The organism is Luteibacter aegosomaticola (genome assembly GCF_023078475.1).
Classification (GTDB): Bacteria; Pseudomonadota; Gammaproteobacteria; order Xanthomonadales; family Rhodanobacteraceae; genus Luteibacter; species Luteibacter aegosomaticola.
Window position 1 is genome coordinate 3,690,418 of sequence record NZ_CP095741.1, and the last position, 18,424, is coordinate 3,708,841.

The following is an 18,424-nucleotide window of genomic DNA, read 5'->3' on the forward strand; positions in this document are numbered from 1 at the left end:
CAAACAAAACCTGGTGACCGAGGCTTCTGGCAGCCCCCGGCAGACGAGTGGCCTTGCAACAAGGCCACCCCCTCGTTCCCGTCGCGTGGCCGGCTAACCGCCCCCGCTTATCCTGTGCGGGAGGGCCATCCGGCCGTCCCGTCCCCCACACTGGGCGCCTTACAGCGCCGCCTGCCGGAAATCCGGCGCACGAACCAGCCGGTTCATGCTGAACAGCCCGAACGATTGCTCGCCGAGCTGGATGTTCTCCGTCACAAACCGCGCCAGGCGCGGGTCCTGCTCGTCGTCGCCCTGCCCGCGCTGGTCTTCATCCATGGTGCGCTGGCCAAACACTTCGTCGACCAGCAAGCCCACGGTGCCGCCATGCTGACGCACGAGGAGCAAACGCATACGCTCCGACGACGGTGTACGTTCGTCGAAAAGAAAACGGCCCAGGTCGATCGCCGGGACCAGGTTGCCACGCACATTGGCCACGCCCATGAGCCAGGGCTGCGTGCCCGGGACATTGGTGAGCGCGGGCACGGCCAGCAGTTCGTTGATCTCGTCGATGCCACTCACGAAGGCCCGGCGCCCGACGCGGAAGCCGATACCGCGCCACAGGCCCAGGTTCTCCACCCGCTCGGGGGTGCCGGCCGAGTGCGCAAGACACGCGCGCTCGTAGTGCGCGAGCATTTCGAAGGGCGTCAGTGCAGCGTTCTCGCTCATGGCGTGCCCTTCTTAGTTCTGCTTCGGCAGGAGGTCGTCGATGGTCGAGAGCAGTTCCTTCTCGTTCACCGGCTTGGTGATGAAGGCCTTTGCGCCCTGGCGCAGCCCCCACACGCGGTCGGTTTCCATCGATTTGGTGGTGATCATCACGACAGGTACGTCAGCCGTAGCCGGATCCCTGCTGAGCGTGCGCGTGGCCTGGAAGCCGTTCATACCCGGCATGATCACGTCCATGATCACCAGGTCGGGCTTGCTCGCGCGAATGCGATCGATGCCGGCTTCGGCATTGTCGACACTGGAAACGGAGAAACCCGCCTTCTCGAGCAGCGTGGTGAACACGCGGACGTCGGTGGGCGAGTCGTCAATGATGAGGATATTTGCCACACGTCCCCCTGGACGCTTACGAATTGGGTAGGTCAGCTAGCCGTCGCGTAGCGATGGATCGCGCCGAGGAGCTCGTCGCGGGTGAACGGCTTGGTGAGGTACTGCTCGGCACCCACGATGCGGCCGCGCGCCTTGTCGAACAGGCCATCCTTCGAGGAGAGCATGATCACTGGCGTGCCACGGAACTGCGCATTGTTCTTGATGAGCGCGCAGGTCTGATAGCCATCGAGGCGCGGCATCATGATGTCGACGAAGATGATGTTCGGCTTCTGGTCCGATATTTTGGCCAGCGCTTCGAAGCCGTCGACGGCGGTAAGCACGTCGCAGCCTTCTTTTTTCAACAGGGTTTCTGCCGTACGGCGGATGGTTTTCGAATCATCGATGACCATGACCCGCAAGCCGGCCAGGTCCGTACCGCGTCCGTTGTCGTTCACTACGCCCCCGTCAAACGAAAAAACTGCAAGTCCCGGCAAGAGGATAGCCCGTTTTGATCTGGGTATCCGTGCGCCAGGTCGTAAAGCCCGGCACCCCCGGTGCCGGTCACCGCTCTTCGGCGGCCCGTGCCACGCTGTTTAATGGGTGGCTGGGCATTCCGTCAAGATGAATTGTTCCTAAAGGGACAATGCCTTGTGAAATCATCGGCCACGCTCCACTAAACTTGACACCTTTCCAGACCCCCAGGCCCCCGCCATGCCGCTTTCCGTCGCCGTCCTGATGGACCCGATCCGCGCTATCAAGATCGCCAAGGACTCCACCTTCGCGATGCTGCTCGAAGCCCAGCGCCGCGGCCACGCCCTGTTTTACATGGAGGAAGGGGACCTGGAACTGCGCGGCAACGAGGCCTGGGCCCGCCTGCGCACCCTCGCCGTGAAGGACGACCCGGCCGGCTGGTACACCCTGGGCGAGCCCAGCTGGCGCCCCCTGGCCGAGATGAGCATCGTCCTCGCCCGCAAGGATCCGCCGGTGGATCCGCAATTTATTTACGACACCATGGTGCTCGAGGCGGCCCAGAAGGCTGGCGTAAAGGTGGTGAACGACCCTCGCAGCCTGCGCGACTGCAACGAAAAGCTGTTCGCCCTGCAGTTTCCCCAGTGCATCGCCCCCACCCTGGTCTCGCGGGATCGGGGCCAGCTCAAGGCCTTCGTGGCCGAACATGGCGAGGCGGTGCTGAAGCCGCTGGATGGCATGGGCGGGCGCGGCATCTTCCGGGTGAAGGCGGGCGACAGCAACCTGAACTCCATGCTGGAAACCCTGCTGGACGGCGGCCACCACTTCACCATCGCCCAGAAGTACATCCCGGAAATCACCTCGGGCGACAAGCGAATCCTGCTTATCGACGGTGAGCCCGTGCCGTACGCCCTGGCGCGCATCCCCCAGGGCGACGAATTCCGCGGCAACCTGGCGGCCGGCGGCCGGGGCGTCGGCGTCCCCCTGACCGACCGCGACCGCTGGATCGCCGCCCAGGTGGCGCCGGAGCTGGTACGCCGCGGCCTGCGATTCGTCGGCCTGGACGTGATCGGCGACTACCTGACCGAGATCAACGTCACATCTCCGACGTGCATCCGCGAACTGGATGCCCAGTTCGGCATTAACATCGCCGGGCTGATGTTCGACGCGATCGAGGCCCGATGACGACCCGTACCACCGGCGCCGACCTGATCGGCGCGACTTTGCTGTTTTCGCTGCTGCTGCACGGTGTCGTCATCCTCGGCGTCACGTTCCAGGCCGAAAAACCCGCCCCCAGCGTTCCGACGCTGGATGTCACCCTCGTGGACGTCGCCAACCAGGAGCAGCCCGACAAGGCGGATTTCCTGGCCCAGGCCAATAATTCGGGCGGCGGCGACCGCGATAAGGCCTCGCGTCCGTCCGAGCCGGTGAGCGGGCCGCTGCCCACGCCCAAAACCGGCCTGGCACCGCAGGTGGAAGAGGCTCAGGCGCCCGCCCCTCGCGAGGCGACGCCCGACCAGGTATTGACCACGGCGGGCCAGAGCACCTTCCACGTGGATACCACCCAGCAGCAGACCGAGCAGAAGGAGCAGCCACTCCCGCCCTCGGACAAGGACGTGCAGCGGAAGCTGGAAATGGCAAAGCTCGCGGCCGAGGTGCGCGACGAGTCAGTGGCTTATGCCAAGCGCCCGAAGAAAAAGTTCATCTCGTCGAACACCCGCGAATACGTCTACGCGGCCTACATGAAGGGCTGGGTGAACCGGGTGGAGCGCGTGGGCAACCTCAATTACCCCGATGAGTCCCGCCGCCAGGGCGTGTATGGCGAGCTGGTGCTCACCGTCGGCCTGAACCGCGATGGCACGATCAAGAGCATCGACGTGATCAAGAGCTCAGGCCATAAGCTGCTCGACGACGCAGCCCAGCGCATCGTGCGCCTCTCGGCGCCCTTCCCCGCGCTACCGAAGGACAGCAAGGAAAAGGTCGATGAGCTGTATATCACCCGCACGTGGCAGTTCCTGCCCGGCAACGTCCTGAGAAATTACTGAGGCAATAGCTGGTCGGCCTCGCTGACGTAGGCCTTCTCCGCCTTGCGATCCCACACGCACAGCTCCCGGCCGGGAGCATTCTTCATGTGCTTCTGCGGATAGCGCCCCGTTAGCACCAATGCCGTGACGGGGACGCGGTCGTCGTATTTCACCAGCCCACCCACCGGTTTCGCGTCCTTCAGGCCACTGGCCGCAAGGCAAGCCTGGGTTACCTTTTGGTCATAGTCCTTCCAGGCAGAAGGCGCCGAAGCGTGTGCCGCGAGTGCGGCAAGGGCCGTCGCGGTGCCCACAAAACCCTTAACAAACATCATCTTCGGCATGACTTGCCTCCTTGTGAACCGGCTCACACGGTACGCAGCTCGCACTGAACATTTCCGCACGGCTAACGGCCGCTGCGGCTACAATAAAACCATGAGTACCGCTAACACTCTCGCCGGCCAGTTCCTGATCGCGATGCCCTCCATCGCCGAACCGCCTTTCGCGCGTGGCGTAGCCTTCCTCTGCCAGCATGGCGAGGACGGCGCAGTGGGCCTGCTCATCAACCAGATTTCCGAATACCGCCTGGGCGATGTGCTCGCCCAGATGAAATTGTCCTGCGAAGATCCCGAGATCGCGGACTATCCCGTCCTCATCGGCGGCCCGGTCCAGCAGGAGCGTGGCTTCGTGCTACACCGTGAGCACGGCCACTGGGATTCCAGCTACCGCATCAACGACGAATGGTCGGTCACCACCTCGCGCGACATCCTGGTCGCCATGGCACGTGGCGACGGTCCGCGCCGTGCCGTGGTCACGCTCGGTTACGCCGGCTGGGAAGCCGGCCAGCTTGAGCAGGAAGTCATGGAAAACGCCTGGCTCAACACCCACGCCGACGAACGCATCGTGTTCGATACACCCATCGAAAGCCGCTGGTTCGAAGCTACGCGCAAGATGGGCGTGAGCGATCCCGCCCTGCTCACCGGCTACGCCGGGCACGCCTGATCCATGAGCTGCCTGTTTGGTTTCGACGTCGGCACGAAGGTGATCGGCGTAGCTGTCGGCAACCGCCTGACCGGTACCGCACGCGCACTGGCCGCCCTGCCGGTCCGCGATGGCGTACCCGATTGGCAGGCACTCGATCAGCTGCGCCGCGAATGGCAGCCCGATACGCTCGTGGTCGGCCTGCCCCTCGATAACGAGGGCAAGGAGCAGCCCATGACGCGCACCGCGCGCCGGTTCGCCGAGACCATAGGCGAACGCTACGGCATGACTGCCGTATTCACCGACGAGCGCATGAGCTCCCAGGAAGCCGCCCGGCGCTTCGCCGCAGGGCGCGCCGCGGGCACCCGCAAGCGCTCGGACGCCAAATCCATTGACGCCGAGGCTGCCGCTGTCATCCTCGAGTCGTACCTGCTGCAAGCGTAAAATCGCACGCCATCCACCGTTAGCCTTGAGGACGTCATGTCAAACCGCCTGCGCCATCTGACCACCCTCGAGAACCTGCCGCGCGAAACCATTGAACGCCTGCTCGACAAGGCGATCAGCCTGCGCGACCAGTGCGCCCACGGCACGCGCAAGCTCGATATCCTCGCCGGCCGCACCGTGCTCAACCTGTTCTTCGAGCCCTCGACGCGTACGCGCACCTCGTTCGAGCTGGCCGCTCGCCGCATGGGCGCCGATGTCATCAACTTCGATATCGGCCTGTCGTCCACCAGCAAGGGCGAGGAGCTGTTCGATACGTTGCACACGCTCGAAGCCATGCACCTGGATGCGATCATCGTGCGCCACAAGGTCTCGGGTACCCCGGAAGAGCTGGTGAAGCACGCCATGAGCGGCGTCTCCGTGGTGAACGCGGGCGACGGCAACCGCGCCCACCCCACGCAGGGCCTGCTGGACGCGCTCACCATCCGCAACCACCACCCGGATTTCCGCAAGCTGAAGGTCGCCATCTGCGGCGACGTGCGCCACTCCCGCGTGGCCCGCTCCGACGTGCATGTGCTTACGGCCATGGGCGCTAAGGATATTCGTATCGCCGGCCCGGCACGGCTACTGCCGGCCGAAGGCGAGTTCAAGGGCGTGACTTTGCACGAGGATTTTGACGAAGCGATCGAGGGCGTCGATGCAGTGATCATGCTGCGCCTCCAGAAAGAGCGCATGGCCTCGACCGACCTCCCCGATGAAGCCGCTTACTTCGAGCGCTACGGCCTCGACACCAAGCGCCTTGCCCGTGCGGCGAAGGGCGCGCTGGTGATGCACCCAGGCCCGATCAACCGCGGCATCGAGATCGCCTCGGATGTGGCGGACGGCGCCCAGTCGCGCATTCTCGAGCAGGTGGGCAACGGCGTCTTCGTCCGCATGGCCGTGCTGTGCGAGGTCATGGGGCGGTAAATCACATGCCGTGCCGCGCTGTGGCGCGGCTTCCGGCATAATGGCGGTTCCAAGGGACCAATCAACGGGATACAGAATGCGACCGACGAAGCGACTTCTCGCGCTCGGCATCGCCAGCGTGCTGCTGGCGGCCTGCGGCCACAAGGACAAGGATGCGCCGCTGGCCTTCGTGCCGGCCGATACACCGTACGTAGTAGGCACCGTCGACAAGCTGGACGACGACACCTACGAAGCGGTGCTCGCCCAGCTGAACAACGAGATTCCGGGCCAGGTGTCCCAGCTCAAGTCCTACGCCCAGGAGTTCGATACCAAGGGCAACGCGGATGCAGCCCGCCTGCTGCGCGCCCTGGTCGCCGAGATGGACGGCAAGAACGCCGAGACCATGCTCAAGAACCTGGGCATCGACCTGAAGTCGGGTTCCGCCGTGTACGGCGTCGGCCTCAGCCCGGTGTTCCGCGCCGCGCTGTCCGATCCGGCAGCATGGGATACGTTCGTGGGCCGTCTCGAAACCGCCTACGGCAAGAAGCTCGACACGGCTGACGCCGGTGGCCAGGCGTACCGCCACGTCGCCCTGGGCGATTCCGGCACCCAGGTGGTCATCGCCACCGTGGGCAAGGACGCCGTCGCCGCCCTGCTCCCGGCCGATGCCGCACAGCCGCTCATCCGCCAGGCGCTCGGCGCCGATCGCCCGGAAAAGAACATCCAGGACGATGGCCGCCTCGCCGATCTGGCGAAGGACAAGGGCTACAAGAACTACGTGGTCGGCCAGGTCGATCTCACCCGCTTGCTGCCGCTCGTCGCTGCCGGCAAGGATCCCCTGTTCGCCAGCTTCCTCAAGCACCAGACCGCGAAGACCGGCGAACCGGCGCCGCAGATCCCGGCCAGCTGCCAGGAAGAAGCCACCCGCATCGCTGCGCGCGTGCCGTCCTTCAGCTTCGGCTACACCCGTCTCGACCTGCATCACGTCGAGCAGCGTTTCGACGTCGCGCTCGCAAACGACATCACCAGCGCCTTCTCGGGCCTGAAGGTGGAACTGCCGGGCCTGGGCAGCGATGCCACGGGTCCGTTCGACGTGAGCCTCGCGCTCCCGGTTGAGCAGATCCGTACCTTCTTCACCTCACAGGCCGAGGCCGTGGCCGCCAAGCCGTTCTCGTGCCCGGCGTTCGCCAGCCTCAACGATAGTTACGCGAAGTTGGGTTCGACCATGCAGCAGGCCGCGATCCCGCCGTTCGGCGATATCCGCGGCGTGCGCCTGGTGCTCGATTCGTACAAGCCGGGCGCCCCGGGCGCGGTTATCCCGCAGATCTCGGGCCGCATCGTGCTTGCCACGCGTAACCCGGCTGGCTTGCTGGCGATGAGCCAGGCGGTCCTGGGTGGCGAGTTCAAGCTCGCGGCCGACGGCAAGCCGGCGGCGCTGCCGGCGAACCTGACCCAGTCGCTGGGTATGCCGGCATGGGCGGCCATGAATGGCCAGGCGATCGCGATTGGCCTCGGCGATGGCGAAGATAACAAGCTCGATGACGTGCTGATGGGTAGCACGGGTGACGCTGGCCGGATGAGCCGCTTGCACCTCAACGGCGATATGTATCGCACGTGGGTGGATGTGATGTCGGATAAGGCTCAGGCCTATGCGACGGCGATGGCGCAGGCGGCGACGGCGGATGGTGCGCCGGATTCGCAGGCGGCTGATACGGCGGCCGCACAGCGTTCGAAGGCTCAGTTCGATGCGATGAAGGCGCAGGCCGCGCGCGTCGTGCAGGTGAGTGGCGAGGCGCACATGGACGAGAAGGGCCTCGTGATCTCGGGCGGCGTGGAATACAAGTAATCCACGTTGCTTCGGCTCACTGGAAAACCCGGCCTTGTGCCGGGTTTTTTTATGCCTGCGGCCCGACGTCTAAAGCGGAAAAACACCATGTGAAGACGGAGTCGGCAAAGCTGAACCTTGTGACTTTCCCGGCACGCATCGTTCACGGATGCGCTGGTGTGATTGGCCCGCGACGAAGGCAGCCACAGCGCGTGGCGCTGGTCGCCGACCCATTACCGATGCGTAAAAAGGAGTTCCCCATGATTAACGCCAACATTCGCAAGGCCCTGTTCGCTGCCGCTCTCGTTGCCGGTCTCGGCACGGTCCCGTTTGCCTCGGCGTACGCCCAGGACTCCGCTGCGGCCGCCTCGAAGGGCGATAACCAGACGGTCGCCGGCAAGGCCGACGATACGTGGATCACCACCAAGGTGAAGAGCGAGTTCGCCGCCAACAAGAGCGTCAAGGCCACGGATATCTCGGTCAGCACCACCGAAGGCGTCGTGACCCTGACCGGCACGGTCGCCACGGCCAAGGAAAAGAGCCACGCTGAAATGATCGCCAAGAAGATCAAGGGCGTGAAGAGCGTGGATGCTACCGGCCTGACCGTATCGGCGGCCGCCAAGTAACTCGCGATCATTCGCGGGAATGAAAAAGGGAGTCCCTCGCGGGGCTCCCTTTTTTTTGCTGCTACAACGGCCGGTACAGCGTCAGCGGTGGAGCATGCCGCCGAAGGTGTTCTTGTCGTTGGCCTTGTCAATTTCCACGCCTTCGAGGCCCTGTGACAGCGTGTGGGCATCGCCCCCCTGTGCGAGCTTGATGCGCAGGCGCACCTCGTTCGAGCTGTCGGCATGACGCAGCGCGTCTTCGTACGAGATCTCACCGGCGTGGTACAGCTCGACGAGGCTCTGGTCGAAGGTGCGCATGCCCAGCTGGTTCGAATCGCGCATGAGCTCCTTGAGCTTGTGGATCTCGCCCTGCCGGATGTAATCCTGCGCGAGCGGCGTACCAAGCAGCACCTCCACCGCGACGCGGCGGGACTTGCCATCGGGCGTCGGGATGAGCTGCTGGGCCACGATGCCCTTCAGGTTCAGCGAAAGATCCATGAACAACGCGCTGCGGCGGTCTTCCGGGAAGAAGTGCAGGATGCGGTCGAGGGCCTGGTTGGCGTTGTTCGCGTGCAGCGTACACAGGCACAGGTGGCCCGTTTCGGAGAAGTTGATCGCGTGCTCCATCGTTTCACGCGTACGCACTTCGCCGATCATGATCACGTCAGGCGCCTGGCGCAGGGTGTTCTTCAGCGCGTTTTCCCAGTTGTCGGTATCGATGCCGAGTTCGCGCTGGGTGATGATGCAGCCTTCATGGCGGTGCACGTATTCGATCGGGTCTTCGATCGTGATGATGTGGCCCGTCGAATTCTGGTTGCGGTAACCGATCATCGAGGCAAGCGAGGTGGATTTACCGGTACCGGTACCGCCCACGAAAATGATGATGCCGCGCTTGGTCATCGCCAGCTGCTTGATGATCGGCGGCAGATTCAGTTCTTCCGGCGTCGGGATCTTCGACTCGATGCGGCGCAGGACCATGCCCACGCAGTTGCGCTGGTAGAAGCACGACACACGGAAGCGGCCGACGCCCGAGGCGCTGATCGCGAACTGGCATTCGTGGGTCTTTTCGAACTCTTCGCGCTGGGCCGGCGTCATCACGTTAAGCACCATGTCGCGCGACTGCTGCGCGGACAGGGGGCTCTGTGTGATCGGGACGATGCGGCCCTGGACCTTCATGGAAGGTGCGACGCCAGCGGTGATGAACAGGTCGGACGCCTGTTTATGCACCATCAGCTTCAGAAAGGAGGTGAAATCGAACTCGCTCATGGCCTGGATCCCCGTTGCCGGAATGGGCCGGCACCCCTTGGCCGATCATATACCTGCCGGATGACGGCTGCAGAGACGGTAGTCACACCGGCGGGGAGCCACGCCCAGGCGCGCTCCCCCTTCGTTCGCAGTACCCGGGAAGGGCTTCCTTTAGCGGAAGCCTTCCTTGTTCTTGGCGTACATCATGCCTTCCTGGCGGGTGATGAGGCCGCGCTTGACCAGGTCGGCCAGGTTCTGGTCGAGGGTCTGCATGCCGTACTGCTGGCCGGTCTGGATGGCCGAGTACATCTGGGCCACCTTGTCCTCGCGGATCAGGTTTCGGATAGCCGGGATGCCCACCATGATCTCGTGCGCGGCAATACGGCCACCGCCCACCTTCTTCAGCAGCGACTGCGAAATAACCGCGCGCAGCGACTCGGAAAGCATCGAGCGGACCATCGGCTTTTCGCCCGCGGGGAACACGTCGATGATGCGGTCGATGGTCTTGGCCGCCGACGAGGTATGCAGGGTGCCGAACACAAGATGTCCCGTTTCCGCGGCGGTGAGGGCCAGGCGGATGGTTTCCAGGTCGCGAAGCTCGCCCACCAGGATGTAGTCGGGATCCTCACGCAGCGCGGAACGCAGCGCTTCGTTGAATCCGTGCGTATCGCGGTGAACCTCGCGCTGGTTAACCAGGCACTTCTGCGAGGTGTGCACGAATTCGATCGGATCCTCGACGGTGAGGAGATGGCCGTATTCGTTCTTGTTGATGTGGTCGACCATCGCGGCCAGGGTCGTGGATTTACCCGAACCCGTGGGGCCCGTGACCAGGATCAACCCCTGCGGCTGTTCGATCAGCTCGCGGAAGATCTTGGGCGCACCCAGGTCTTCGAGGGTAAGCACTTCCGAAGGAATGGTACGGAACACGCCACCGGCACCACGGTTGTGGTTGAACGCGTTGACGCGGAAGCGGGCCAGGCCGGGGATCTCGAACGAGAAGTCGACCTCGAGGAATTCTTCATAATCGCGGCGCTGCTTATCCGACATGATGTCGTAAATCAGCGAATGGACCTGCTTGTGCTCCAGGGGCGGGATATTGATCCGTCGAACGTCACCGTCCACGCGGATCATGGGCGGCAGGCCTGCGGAAAGATGCAGGTCGGAGGCCTTGTTCTTCACTGAGAAGGCAAGGAGTTCGGCGATATCCATTGGGGTCCCCTTTCTTTGTGGGCCAAAGGTAACCACCCCCGGGGGTCGGCGCAAGGCGGCACACCATATATGCTTCGCAAGTATGTGAATGACGTCGCGAACGGAGCGAATCAACCCATGAACCGGATCGCCTTCATCGGTGGCGGAAACATGGCCACGGCCCTGGTCGCGGGCCTGGTGCGCCATGGTGCCCAGCCCGGCGGCATCGCCGTGGCCGAACCGCGCGCCGAGGCCCTGCAGGAGCTTGCGCGGCAATACGGTGTGGCCACGTATACCGATAACGCGGAGGCCGCCGAGGGGGCCACCCTGCTCGTGCTGGCGGTGAAGCCGCAGATGATGGCCGAGGTGTGCCGCGGCCTGCGTACGGTCGTGCAGCAGTACCGGCCCATGGTGGTCTCGATCGCCGCGGGCATCCGTATCGCCCAGATCGAACGCTGGCTGGACGCGGCGCTGCCGGTCGTGCGTTGCATGCCGAATACGCCGGCGATGTTCGGCGCGGGGGCGACGGGCCTGTACGCGAATGCGCGGGTCAGCGCTCCCCAGCGGGCGGAAGCGCAGCATGTACTGGACGCCGCCGGCCTCACGGTATGGGTACCGGACGAGGACCAGCTGGACATCGTCACAGCCTTGTCCGGCTCCGGGCCGGCGTACTTCTTCCTCATGGTGGAAGCGCTGGAAAACGCCGCCGTCGCCCAAGGGCTTTCCCGCGAGACGGCACGCGCACTGGCCGCGCAAACGGCGCTCGGCGCAGGCCGCATGCTCACCGAAGGTAGCGATACCGCCGCGACGCTGCGGCAAAAGGTCACCTCGCCGAATGGCACCACCCAGGCCGCTCTGGAGAGTTTCCAGGCCGACCACTTCCCCGCCATCGTGGCGCGCGCGGTCGATGCCGCCCGCCGCCGGGGCGCGGAGCTCTCAGAACAGATGGAAGCGAACTCGTGAACTACGTAGCCAATGCCGGCGATTTCCTGCTCAACACGTTTTTTGGCGCCCTGGTGGCCCTGTTCGTGCTCCGCCTGCTGGCGGAAGCGAACCGGGCTGACTTCAACAACCCGATCTGCCAGTTCCTGTACCGCTTCACCAACCCGGTATTGAGGCCTTTGCGCAAGGCATTGCCGAGCGTGCGCCGTATCAGCCTCGCCGCCGTTGTCGTGGCCCTTCTGCTCGAATGCCTGAAATGGCTACTCCGCGCGGTACTGGCCGGCGTCATGCCCTCGCCGGTCGGCATCGTGGTGCTCGGGATCGCTGACCTCGTCGATTTCCTGTTACTCACGTGGATCGTCGTGGTGTTCGTCTGGTCGTTGATGAGCATGCTCTCAACCGACCGCTACCACCCGGTGGCCCGTTTCGTGACCGCGCTGGCCGAGCCGCTGGTTCGCCCTTTGCGTGGCCGCCTTACCGTCGGCGGGCTGGATTTTTCGCCCACCGTGGTATTGCTCGGGTCGTTCCTGGCGCGGATGCTGGTAGCGCAGCCGTTGCTGGATCTGGGGGCGCGGTTGCTGGGTGGGGTGTAACGGGCTCAGTGGCTGCCTACGCGGCGGGCGTCGGTGACGTTGGGCAGTGCCGAGAGGCGGCCCAACAGTAGCGAGAGCTGCTCGTAATCGCGCACCCGCAGGGTGAAGCGCATATCCACTTCGCTGGTGCGGGTGTTTACGCGGCTCGACGAGGCGACGATGTGCGGGCCCACGTTGTTGATCGTGGTCGCCACGTCTTTCTGCAGGCCCTTGCGGTCGTAGCCACGCAGTTCGATGTCCACCTCATAGTTCTGGACCTCCACCCTGCCCCAGCTCACCTCGATAACGCGGTCGGGGTCCTTGCGCGAAAGACGCGCCAGCGACGCGCAATCGGCGCGGTGCACGGAAACGCCTCGGCCACGCGTGATAAAGCCACGCACCGGGTCGCCGGGGAGCGGCTGGCAGCATCGCGCCAGCGTGGTCAGCAGGTTGCCGATACCCTCGATCGAGAGCGCGCCACGATCGTGCTGCGCGCCGCGTGCCGCGACGGGCGCAGACGACTGGGTGAAATCGGGCTCGACCGGCTCCTGCAGGTGGCGGGCGATCTGGCCGAGGGAGACCTCGCCCAGTGCCACGGTCACGAACAACTCGTCGATGCTCTTCAGCCGGAAGTGCGTTGCCAGGGCGGCCAGGTCGACATCGTCGACAGCCAGCCGGCGCAGCTCTTTTTCCAGCGTGGCCTTGCCGGCCACGATGTTGGCCTCGTGGGCTTCCCGGCGGAACCACGCGCGGACCTTTTCCTTCGCACGCGAGGTGGAGAGGTAGCCATGGTGCGCGGAAAGCCAGTCGCGGCTCGGCTCCGAGACCTTCGTGGTGAGGATCTCGATGCGGTCGCCGCTACGCGGCTGCGTCGTGAGCGGGACGATGCGCCCGTTCACTTTGGCGCCGCGGCAACGATGCCCGACCTCCGTGTGGATGTGGTACGCGAAGTCGAGCACGGTGGCGCCGCGCGGCATGTCGATGACCTCGCCCTTGGGCGAAAGCACGTACACGCGATCTTCCATGAGCTCGGTTTCGAAGCCGGCGACCAGGTCGGTATCGTCCTCGCCGCGTGGCTCCAGCAGCTTGCGCATCCACGCGATCTTGGCCTCGAACTCGGCATCCGCGCCGCCACCTTCCTTGTAGCGCCAGTGAGCGGCGACACCGAGTTCGTTGGCCCGATGCATCTCGTGCGTACGGATCTGCACTTCGAGCGTCTTGCCCTCGGGGCCGATCACTGCCGTGTGCAGCGACCGGTAGCCATTGCCCTTGGGCCGGGCCACATAATCGTCAAACTCACCCGGCAAGTGCGGCCACAGGCTGTGCACAAGACCCAGGGCGGCGTAGCAATCGGCCACCGAGGCCACGAGGATACGCACGGCCCGGATGTCGTACAGATCCGAGAATTCGAGGCCTTTCTTCTTCATCTTCTTCCAGATGGAGAAGATGTGCTTGGGCCGCCCTGCCAGGTCGGCCTGGATGCCGGCGTCGCCCAGTACCTGGCGCAGCTCGGCCAGGCTCTCGGCGATGAAGCGTTCGCGATCGGCACGGCGTTCGTCGAGCAGCCGCGCGATACGCCGGTAGGTGTCGGGCTCCAGGTAACGGAACGCGAGGTCTTCCAGCTCCCACTTGAGCTGCCAGATGCCGAGGCGATTGGCCAACGGCGCGTGGATGTCGGCGGTGAGCTGGGCCAGCTCGCGGCGCTCGGCATCCGGCAGTGACATCGCGGTGCGCATGGCGGCCAGCTGGCGTGCCAGCAACACGAAGACGACGCGCAGGTCGCGAATGATGGCCAGGAGCAACCGGCGCAAGCCTTCCGAGCCGGTGGCGGGCCCACGCTGCGCGTGCAGGGTCCACACTTTTTCAGCTTCACCCTGGCCATCGACCAGACGCTTGAGTGAAGCAGGCCATTGCGCGGCTGCCGCATCGGCCGCCCCGGGCATGCCTCGCATCAGCGAGAACCACATGGCCGAAGCGCAGGTCTCGTCATCGCAGCCGAGAAGGCGCAGCAGCTCGATGACCGTCTCGGCTTCGGCGCGAGCGGCCGCGGGTAATACCTCGCACGCCTCGCGTGCCCGGTCGGTCAGCGGCGAGCGCACGACCGGTTCGGGCGCGTTCGGCGTTCCTGCATTGGCCTGCGAGCTTTTCATGCGGTAGCGGCCTGTGCGGCTTCCAGCGCCTTGGCCAGGCGCTTGGCCGAAACGGGTTCGGCGGTTTTCAGTTCCTGGGCGAACAGCGAGACACGCCATTCCTCGAGCAGCCAGCGCAGTTCGGCCCACGTATCCGCATCCAGCGCGGTGCCACCGGCGTTCAGCAGCGCGCGCCAGTACGGCAACACCTGCAGCATACGCGACTGGTCACGCTGCGGGTCCTGGCGCAGGCGCTCGCCGCGCAGGCGCATGGCCTTCAGGTAGCGCGGGATGTGGGCAAGGCGGCTGATGGGCAACTCGCGCAGGAACCCAGGCTGGAGCAGGCCGGCGAGTTGCTCGCGCAGATCGTCATAGCTGGCCTTGGCGAAGCCCATCAGCGGCGGCTCCATCCAGGGCTTGAGTTCAGCCTGCGCCTCGATAATCGGCTCGGCGAGCTTTTGCCGGGCCATGGCGGCGCCGAACAGGCCACGTGCGAACTCACCTTTCAGGTGTTCGAAATCGGCCAGCGAACGCACGTTGAGGTTTGCGTCGGCCAGCAGGTCATCGAAGCCGCCCTCGACCAGGTCATCGCGCAAGGCATCGACACTGCCCATGGGGGCGTATTTCAGCGAAAGCGGATTGCTGATCGGCAACTGCCGGCGTGCGCGCTTGAATTCGGGAGCGAGGGCGCCGCGCAAGAGACGCTCCACGCCCCCGACGTGTGCTTCGGCCGCTTCATCGGCGCGCTCGAAGACCCGCAACGCTACGGCCTCGCCCAGGTCCACCAGGGCCGGATAGGCCTTCAGCCCCGCTTCGGAACGCACCTCGGTCGGGATCGATTCGAAATCCCATGTAAGGATGTCTTCGCGGGTAAGCTCGATATCGGTCTTGCGCGAAAAGGCTTCGCGAGCCTTGCCTTCCCACTGCGCACGAATCGCCGCCAGGTCACGGCCTTCGGCGACGGTACGTCCGTTCTCATCGTGGACGCGGTAGCGCATGAGCAGGTGCGCAGGCACCTCGGCATCGCCAAAGGCCGCGGCATCGATATCGACACCGGTGGTGCGCTTCAGGAAGGTAGCCAGGGCTTTCGCCAGTGGCTCGTCGCGCGCCGCCTCGGCTTCGCTGAATGCCCGTGCGAAATCCGGTGCGGGCACGAAGTTACGGCGCAAGGGCTTGGGCAAGCCACGAATGAGCTCCGCTACCTTGTCGGTCAGCAGGCCACCCACAAGCCACTCGCCGCGCGCGGCGGGTACCGCATTGAGGAACGCCAGCGGCACGTTGATGGTGACGCCATCGGCCGGGTCGCCCGGCACGAAGCGGTACTCGAGGCGATAGCGGTGCTGGCCGATGTCCATCGACGCCGGGAACGCCTTGGGGTCGAGCCCGCTGCCCGCGTCCATCACGTCGGCCAGCGTCCAGCGCAGGGCCGCCTGTTCACCGGGCGGTGCCTTGCGGAACCAGGCATCGAGCGCCCGCGTATCGGCGATCGACTCGGGCAGCTTGCCATCGAAGAACGCGGCGAGGTCTTCATCCGACCGGATCAATCCAGCACGGCGCTGCTTGGCCTCGATGTCGTGCGCCTGTTCGAGCACGCGCTGGTTTGCCCGCACGAAGTCAGCCCGGCTATCCAGGTCGCCACGCACGAGTGCCTCGCGCACGAAGATCTGATGGGCGAGCCGCGGGTCCTGCTTGTGGAACGTGACCGGCCGGCGCTCGACGAGCACCAGCCCGAACAGCGTGACCTGCTCGTAGGCCACCACCGTGCCGCGCTTGCGCGACCAGTGCGCATCGCGTGCCGTCGCACGTACGAGATGGCTAGCCTGCTGCTCGACCCACGCGGGATCGATGCGGGCATTCATCATGGCCCACACGCGGCCGCCGATATCGATGATCTGCGCGGAGAAGATCCACGCCGGCGGCGCCTTGGCGAGCGCCGAGCCGGGGAAGACCTGGAAGCGGCGCTCGCGGGTGCCGCGGAAGACGCCCTTCTCGTCCTTGTGGCCTACCTGGGTGGGCAAGCCCGCCAGCAGGCTGCGGTGGACCGATTCGAACAGTGCATCGCCGGTTTGCGGGGCGCCCGCGTCAACCGCCTCTGCAGGAGCGCGCTTGCGCGCGACCGCGCGCGAGCGCGCTCCTGCAACGTCGGGTTCCGGATCAACCTTGTCCCAGCTCAATTCGCGGGTAACCAGGGCAAGCTGCCGGTGCAACTCACGCCATTCGCGCATGCGCATGAAGGAAAGGAAGTGCCGCGAGCACCAGTCGCGCAGCTTCGACGACGTGAGCTCTTCGGCGGCGGCCAGGTAGGCCTTCCACAAGTTCAGCACACCCACGAAATCGGACTTCGGATCAGCGAACTGTGCATGGGCGGCATCGGCCTGGCCGCGCGCCTCCGGCGGCCGCTCGCGCGGATCCTGGATCGACAGGAAAGCCACGATGGTCATGAGCTCGGCCAGGCTGCCGAGGCGGCGAGCCTCGACCATCATGCGGGCGAGCTGCACGTCGATGGGCAGGCGTGCGACCGTCCGGCCGATGCCGGTGAGGCGCCGGTCGTCATCGATGGCCCCGATTTCAGCCAGGCGGCGGTAGCCATCGGCCACCACGCGCGGATCAGGTGCTTCGAGGAACGGGAAATCCTCGACCTCGCCCAGGTCGAGCGCGAGCATGCGCAGGATGACGTTGGCGAGCGACGAGCGCAGCAGCTCGGGGTCGGTGAATTCCGGGCGCAGGTTGAAATCCTGCTCCTCGTAAAGGCGGTAGCAGATACCCGGGCCCACGCGGCCACAGCGGCCCTTGCGCTGGTTGGCGGCCGCCTGCGAGATCGGCTCGATATGCAGGCGCTCGAGCTGGCCGCGCTGGCTGTATCGCTTGACCCGCGCCGTACCGGGATCCACCACGTAGCGGATGCGCGGCACGGTCAGGGAGGTTTCGGCCACGTTGGTGGCGAGCACGATGCGCCGCTTCGGCCCGGGACGGAACACGCGATCCTGCTCGTTGGCGGAAAGGCGCGCGTACAGGGCCAGCACTTCGGTTTCCCGGTACTGCCGACGCGACAGCAGCAGGTGCGCATCGCGGATTTCGCGTTCGCCGGGCAGGAACACGAGCACATCGCCACGCGGATCCTCGCGGGTGATCTCGTCCATGGCATCGGCGATCTGCTGGGATAGGTTACCTTCGCCCCGCTCGCCCGGTGGGCGGTAGCGTACTTCGACCGGGAAGGTCCGGCCTTCCACCGCCACCACGGGCGCATCGCCGAAATGCTCGGCAAAGCGCTCGGTATCGATGGTGGCCGAGGTAACGATGACTTTCAGATCGGGCCGCCGTACACACAGGCGCTTCAGGTAGCCCAGCAGGAAATCGATGTTGAGGCTGCGTTCGTGAGCCTCGTCGATGATGATGGTGTCGTAGGCGGACAGCCAGGGATCGCCCTGGGTCTCGGCCAGCAGGATGCCATCGGTCATGAACTTGACCAGCGCCTGGTCGGAGACCCTCTCCGTGAAGCGGACCTGGAAGCCGACCTTCTCGCCCAGCGGCGTGGCGAGCTCCTCGGCCACGCGCGTGGCCACCGAGCGCGCGGCAAGACGTCGCGGCTGCGTGCAGCCGATGAGGCCGGCTTCGCCACGACCGGCGGCCAGGCACAGCTTCGGCAACTGGGTGGTCTTGCCCGAGCCCGTCTCGCCCGCGAGCACCACCACCTGGTTCTCACGGATCAGCTTGATGATGTCATCCGCACGGGCCGCGATGGGCAGCGAGGCGTCGATGGTGATAGCCGGCTTGCTGGCCGCTCTCGCGGCCCTGCGCGCCATGGAGGCGGCGATGTCCTGGCCCAGTTGTTCGATACGGCTGGCATCCGGCTTGCGCTGCAGGCCACGGACGCGCCCGAGGAGGCGCCCGTAGTCACGGCTGGCCACGCGTGACAGGGCCTCGCGCAGTTCGTTCAAGCGCGGGTCGGCGGGCGGATGGCGCGCGGGGGTCTTGGAGGTACTCATGGGGACGC

The 18,424-nt window shown here is 65.4% G+C and carries 17 protein-coding genes; 9 read left to right on the plus strand and 8 right to left on the minus strand.

Annotated elements, in window-relative coordinates; translation table 11 throughout:
* Positions 1–159: 159 nt before the first annotated feature.
* Genes L2Y96_RS16400 through pilG form a run of 3 tightly spaced genes read right to left on the minus strand, consistent with a single transcriptional unit; the run spans position 160 to position 1,478 of the window.
* Positions 160–705: a chemotaxis protein CheW gene (locus L2Y96_RS16400; protein ID WP_247328297.1), complete on the minus strand. Its 546-nt coding sequence runs from the start codon at positions 703–705 to the stop codon at positions 160–162.
* A gap of 12 nt (positions 706–717) precedes the next feature.
* The gene (locus L2Y96_RS16405; protein ID WP_247328299.1) at positions 718–1,089 is read right to left on the minus strand and encodes a response regulator; all 372 of its coding nucleotides are present in this window, start codon (positions 1,087–1,089) and stop codon (positions 718–720) included.
* A 32-nt stretch (positions 1,090–1,121) separates the two neighbouring features.
* On the minus strand, positions 1,122–1,478 hold the full coding sequence (gene pilG, locus L2Y96_RS16410; RefSeq protein ID WP_051944199.1) for a twitching motility response regulator PilG: 357 nt from the start codon (positions 1,476–1,478) through the stop codon (positions 1,122–1,124).
* Positions 1,479–1,779: 301 nt separating this feature from the next.
* Between pilG and gshB the strand changes: the two genes are divergently transcribed.
* Together gshB and L2Y96_RS16420 are read left to right on the plus strand one after the other, a co-directional pair.
* Positions 1,780–2,721, plus strand: a complete 942-nt coding sequence (gene gshB / locus L2Y96_RS16415) for a glutathione synthase (protein ID WP_247328301.1) — start codon at positions 1,780–1,782, stop codon at positions 2,719–2,721.
* Positions 2,718–3,581: an energy transducer TonB gene (locus tag L2Y96_RS16420; protein WP_247328303.1), complete on the plus strand. Its 864-nt coding sequence runs from the start codon at positions 2,718–2,720 to the stop codon at positions 3,579–3,581. The genes gshB and L2Y96_RS16420 overlap by 4 nt, the downstream gene beginning before the upstream one ends.
* Here L2Y96_RS16420 and L2Y96_RS16425 read toward each other — a convergent pair.
* On the minus strand, positions 3,575–3,901 hold the full coding sequence (locus tag L2Y96_RS16425) for a hypothetical protein (protein WP_247328306.1): 327 nt from the start codon (positions 3,899–3,901) through the stop codon (positions 3,575–3,577). The two genes, L2Y96_RS16420 and L2Y96_RS16425, sit on opposite strands and share 7 nt — an antisense overlap.
* 91 nt (positions 3,902–3,992) lie before the next feature.
* Here L2Y96_RS16425 and L2Y96_RS16430 point away from each other — a divergent pair, with 91 nt between their 5' ends.
* From L2Y96_RS16430 to L2Y96_RS16450, 5 genes are all read left to right on the plus strand, one after another.
* Positions 3,993–4,559, plus strand: coding sequence for a YqgE/AlgH family protein (locus L2Y96_RS16430; RefSeq protein ID WP_247328308.1), 567 nt, complete (start codon positions 3,993–3,995; stop codon positions 4,557–4,559).
* 3 nt (positions 4,560–4,562) lie between these two features.
* The gene (ruvX, locus tag L2Y96_RS16435; protein WP_247328310.1) at positions 4,563–4,982 is read left to right on the plus strand and encodes a Holliday junction resolvase RuvX; all 420 of its coding nucleotides are present in this window, start codon (positions 4,563–4,565) and stop codon (positions 4,980–4,982) included.
* A gap of 36 nt (positions 4,983–5,018) precedes the next feature.
* Entirely contained in the window at positions 5,019–5,945 is a 927-nt protein-coding gene (locus L2Y96_RS16440; protein ID WP_247328312.1) for an aspartate carbamoyltransferase catalytic subunit, read from the plus strand.
* Between the two features lie 76 nt (positions 5,946–6,021).
* The gene (locus tag L2Y96_RS16445; RefSeq protein WP_247328314.1) at positions 6,022–7,770 is read left to right on the plus strand and encodes a hypothetical protein; all 1,749 of its coding nucleotides are present in this window, start codon (positions 6,022–6,024) and stop codon (positions 7,768–7,770) included.
* 239 nt (positions 7,771–8,009) lie between these two features.
* Positions 8,010–8,375 carry a BON domain-containing protein gene (locus tag L2Y96_RS16450; RefSeq protein ID WP_247328316.1) on the plus strand — a complete coding sequence of 122 codons (366 nt, stop codon included), beginning with the start codon at positions 8,010–8,012 and terminating at the stop codon, positions 8,373–8,375.
* 81 nt (positions 8,376–8,456) lie between these two features.
* Here L2Y96_RS16450 and L2Y96_RS16455 read toward each other — a convergent pair whose 3' ends face one another.
* Together L2Y96_RS16455 and L2Y96_RS16460 are read right to left on the minus strand one after the other, a co-directional pair.
* The gene (locus L2Y96_RS16455) at positions 8,457–9,620 is read right to left on the minus strand and encodes a PilT/PilU family type 4a pilus ATPase (RefSeq protein WP_247328318.1); all 1,164 of its coding nucleotides are present in this window, start codon (positions 9,618–9,620) and stop codon (positions 8,457–8,459) included.
* Positions 9,621–9,770: 150 nt separating this feature from the next.
* Positions 9,771–10,808 (minus strand): type IV pilus twitching motility protein PilT, encoded by a 1,038-nt coding sequence (locus L2Y96_RS16460; protein ID WP_247328320.1) that lies wholly within the window; start codon positions 10,806–10,808, stop codon positions 9,771–9,773.
* Positions 10,809–10,925: 117 nt separating this feature from the next.
* Here L2Y96_RS16460 and proC point away from each other — a divergent pair, with 117 nt between their 5' ends.
* Positions 10,926–11,750, plus strand: a complete 825-nt coding sequence (proC, locus tag L2Y96_RS16465; RefSeq protein ID WP_247328321.1) for a pyrroline-5-carboxylate reductase — start codon at positions 10,926–10,928, stop codon at positions 11,748–11,750.
* Positions 11,747–12,322: a YggT family protein gene (locus L2Y96_RS16470; protein ID WP_247328323.1), complete on the plus strand. Its 576-nt coding sequence runs from the start codon at positions 11,747–11,749 to the stop codon at positions 12,320–12,322. The genes proC and L2Y96_RS16470 overlap by 4 nt, the downstream gene beginning before the upstream one ends.
* A 5-nt stretch (positions 12,323–12,327) precedes the next feature.
* On the opposite strand, the gene L2Y96_RS16475 is transcribed toward L2Y96_RS16470, so the two are convergent.
* Together L2Y96_RS16475 and hrpA are read right to left on the minus strand one after the other, a co-directional pair.
* Positions 12,328–14,451, minus strand: coding sequence for a bifunctional (p)ppGpp synthetase/guanosine-3',5'-bis(diphosphate) 3'-pyrophosphohydrolase (locus L2Y96_RS16475; protein WP_247328325.1), 2,124 nt, complete (start codon positions 14,449–14,451; stop codon positions 12,328–12,330).
* Positions 14,448–18,416: an ATP-dependent RNA helicase HrpA gene (gene hrpA / locus L2Y96_RS16480; RefSeq protein ID WP_247328327.1), complete on the minus strand. Its 3,969-nt coding sequence runs from the start codon at positions 18,414–18,416 to the stop codon at positions 14,448–14,450. Before hrpA ends, L2Y96_RS16475 begins: the two co-directional genes overlap by 4 nt.
* Positions 18,417–18,424: the final 8 nt, after the last annotated feature.